This window comes from Aeromicrobium sp. PFPM2_SD2 (assembly GCF_057364525.1).
Map to the genome: position 1 here is coordinate 1 of NZ_JBNFNZ010000294.1, position 3,270 is coordinate 3,270.

The 3,270-nt window shown below is 70.9% G+C and carries 3 protein-coding genes; all 3 read left to right on the top strand.

The features are described from left to right. The first annotated feature begins 199 nt into the window (after window positions 1-199). Complete coding sequence (locus AC2W7G_RS12340) at window positions 200-847, top strand: HAD family hydrolase (RefSeq protein ID WP_485868700.1); 648 nt, start codon at window positions 200-202, stop codon at window positions 845-847. Window positions 848-914: 67 nt separating this feature from the next. Then, window positions 915-2,777 carry an acyl-CoA dehydrogenase gene (locus tag AC2W7G_RS12345; RefSeq protein ID WP_485868701.1) on the top strand — a complete coding sequence of 621 codons (1,863 nt, stop codon included), beginning with the start codon at window positions 915-917 and terminating at the stop codon, window positions 2,775-2,777. Window positions 2,778-2,865: 88 nt separating this feature from the next. Further along, a partial coding sequence (locus tag AC2W7G_RS12350) for a hypothetical protein (RefSeq protein ID WP_485868702.1) occupies window positions 2,866-3,270 on the top strand: 405 nt, incomplete at its 3' end.

Below are 3,270 nucleotides of genomic sequence, written 5' to 3' on the forward strand. Positions count from 1 at the left end.
GCCGCGCGACCCGGCGCACGGCGAGCGCCGCGACCATGACGAGCAGCGCGGGAACGCCGCCGGTGCCGAGCCCGTAGTCGGGGCTGATCAGCAGGCCGAAGCCGCCGAACGCGACGGCCAGCGGCAGGTCGACCCACAGCCGGTCCGGGCGCTGCAGGACTCGGGAGGCGGACACGGACACACAGCCTAGGGTCGGGACGTGACCTGCACCGGCTTCGACCTCGACATGACCCTCATCGACTCCCGGCCGGGCATCAAGGCGGTGTACGACGAGCTCGCGGCGCGCACCGGCACCGCCATCGACTCCGACCTCGTCGTCTCGCGGCTCGGTCCGCCGGTCGAGGCCGAGCTGGCCCACTGGTTCCCCACCGAGGCCGTCCCCGAGATGGCCGACCGCTACCGGGCGCTCTACCCGGCCATCGCCGTCGACCGCGTCACGCTGCTGCCCGGCGCCCGCGAGGCGCTCGAGGCCGCCGCCGAGCGCGGACGCACCCTGCTCGTCACCGCGAAGGCCCAGCGCAACGCCGACCTGCACGTCCAGCACCTGCACCTGCCCGTCGACGCCGTCCACGGCGACGTGTGGCGCGGCGGCAAGGCGGACGTCCTGGTGGCCGAGCGCGCCACGCTCTACGTCGGCGACCACGTGCACGACATGGACGCCGCCCGGATCGCCGGCGTCCCCGGCGTGGGGGTCACCACGGGCCCGTGCTCGGCCGAGGAGCTGACCGTCGCCGGTGCCGCGCTCGTCCTGGACTCCCTGGCCGACCTCCCGGCGCGGCTCGCCGATTCCGACCCCGCCCTTGTCGTGCGGCCTCCCGCAGGGGATACTGAAGTTACTAACCAGTAGCACGCTGGCTCCTCGCCTCGTGCCGCTGGGGTCCCGGCACCAGAGACACCCTGTGAGGAACCGGCCCATGAGCCACTACAAGAGCAACCTGCGCGACGTCGAGTTCAACCTCTTCGAGCTGTTCGACCGAGGCTCCGTCCTCGGCCAGGGCCCCTTCGACGAGGTCGACGCCGACACCGCGCGGAGCATCCTGGGCGAGATCGAGCGCCTCTCCCGCGAGGACCTCGCGTCCTCCTTCGAGGACGCCGACCGCAACCCGCCGGTCTTCGACCCCGCGACCAGCTCGGCGGTCATGAACGAGGCGTTCGCGAAGTCGTACAAGACGTGGATGGACGCCGAGTGGTGGCGCATGCAGATCCCCGAGGAGCTCGGCGGCCAGCGCGTCCCCAGCTCGCTCGTGTGGGGCTCGGCCGAGTTCGTCCTGGGCGCCAACCCGGCCATCTGGATGTACTCCGCCGGCGCCGGCTTCTCGCGCGTCGTGTTCGAGAACGGCACCGAGCGCGACAAGAAGATCGCCGAGCACATGGTCGAGCGCCAGTGGGGCGCCACGATGGTGCTGACCGAGCCCGACGCGGGCTCCGACGTCGGCGCCGGCCGCACCAAGGCGACGCTCAACGAGGACGGCACCTGGAACATCCAGGGCGTCAAGCGCTTCATCACGTCGGCCGAGCACGACATGAGCGAGAACATCATGCACCTCGTGCTCGCGCGTCCCGTGGGCATCGAGGGCGTCGGCGGCCCGGGCACCAAGGGCCTGAGCCTGTTCCTCGTCCCCAAGCACCACTTCGACCTCGAGACCGGCGAGCTGACCGGCGAGCGCAACGGCGCCTACGTCACCAACGTCGAGAAGAAGATGGGCCTCAAGGTCTCCACGACCTGCGAGGTCACCTTCGGCGAGAAGGAGCCCGCCCGCGGCTGGCTGCTCGGCGAGGTGCACAACGGCATCGCGCAGATGTTCCAGGTCATCGAGAACGCCCGCATGATGGTCGGTGCCAAGGCCATCGCGACGCTGTCGACCGGCTACCTCAACGCGCTCGAGTACGCCAAGGAGCGCGTCCAGGGCGCCGACCTGACGCAGTCCGCCGACAAGACGGCCCCGCGCGTCACCATCACGCACCACCCCGACGTGCGCCGCTCGCTCATGACGCAGAAGGCCTACGCCGAGGGCATGCGCTCGCTCATGCTCTACACGGCCACCTTCCAGGACGAGATCATGGTCAAGAAGGCCGCGGGCGAGGACGCCTCGCTGGCCGAGTCCATGAACGACTTCCTGCTCCCGATCGTCAAGGGCTACGGCTCGGAGCGCTCGTGGACGCTGCTGGGCACCGAGTCCCTGCAGACCTTCGGCGGCTCGGGCTTCCTGCAGGAGTACCCGATCGAGCAGTACGTCCGCGACGCCAAGATCGACACGCTCTACGAGGGCACCACGGCGATCCAGGGCCAGGACCTGTTCTTCCGCAAGATCGTCAAGGACAAGGGCCGCGCCGTCGGCTTCCTGAACGAGCAGATCCAGTCGTTCATCGACAACGAGGCGGGCAACGGCCGGCTCAAGCTCGAGCGCGAGCTGCTGGCCAAGGGCCTGGAGGACACCCAGGCCATCCTCGGCGCGTTGTTCAACGACCTCATGGCGTCGAACCCGGCCGACGAGAAGGGCGACCTCAAGAACCTGTACAAGGTCGGCCTGAACACCACGCGCCTGCTGTACGTCCTGGGCGACATGGTGACGTCGTGGCTGCTGCTGCGCGGCGCCGAGGTCGCGCTGGCCAAGCTCGACGGCACGCCGTCGGCGAACGACAAGGCCTTCTACGAGGGCAAGGTCGCCGCCGCCCAGTGGTTCACCCGCCAGGTGCTGCCCAAGATCACCGCCGAGCGGGCGATCGCCGAGGCCGTCGACCTGGACGTCATGGAGCTGGACGAGTCGGCGTTCTGACCCGACCCGCACGACGCGCAGCGGCCCCCGAGCACGACTCGGGGGCCGCTTCGTCGTCCCGGCAGGGACCGTGTGCGAAGGTGAGCCGGTGAGACCGACGAGCCCGCTGTGGTACCTGCTCGCGCTGCTCCTGGCCCTCGGCTCCTGGATGACCGCGGTGGCCGTCGCGGCCGGCGACTGGGACCCGCTGCGCGAGGCCGAGGTGACCCGGGTGAACGACCGGATCCCCGAGGACGCCGGCGCCGGCCGGGTCGCCGTCTACACCGACACGCTGCAGCCCGAGCGCGACCTGACCTGCGTCACCGTGCGCGGCTCGCACGCCGACCGCACCGAGACGACGCTGCGCGACCCGGGCGTCGACCTGAGCACCGAGCAGGACGCCATCGAGTGGCACCTGGTCGCGGTCTCCGAGCCCGGCGTCGAGCGCGGCGGCCTGGCCGTCCGCTGCCGGCATGGGCGACGAGGTCGTCGACACCGCCGCCTACGCCTGGGC

Coding starts and splice junctions, on each gene's coding strand:
- AC2W7G_RS12345 (WP_485868701.1), top strand. CDS start 915: ATGAGCCACTACAAGAGCAACCTGCGCGACGTCGAGTTCAACCTCTTC.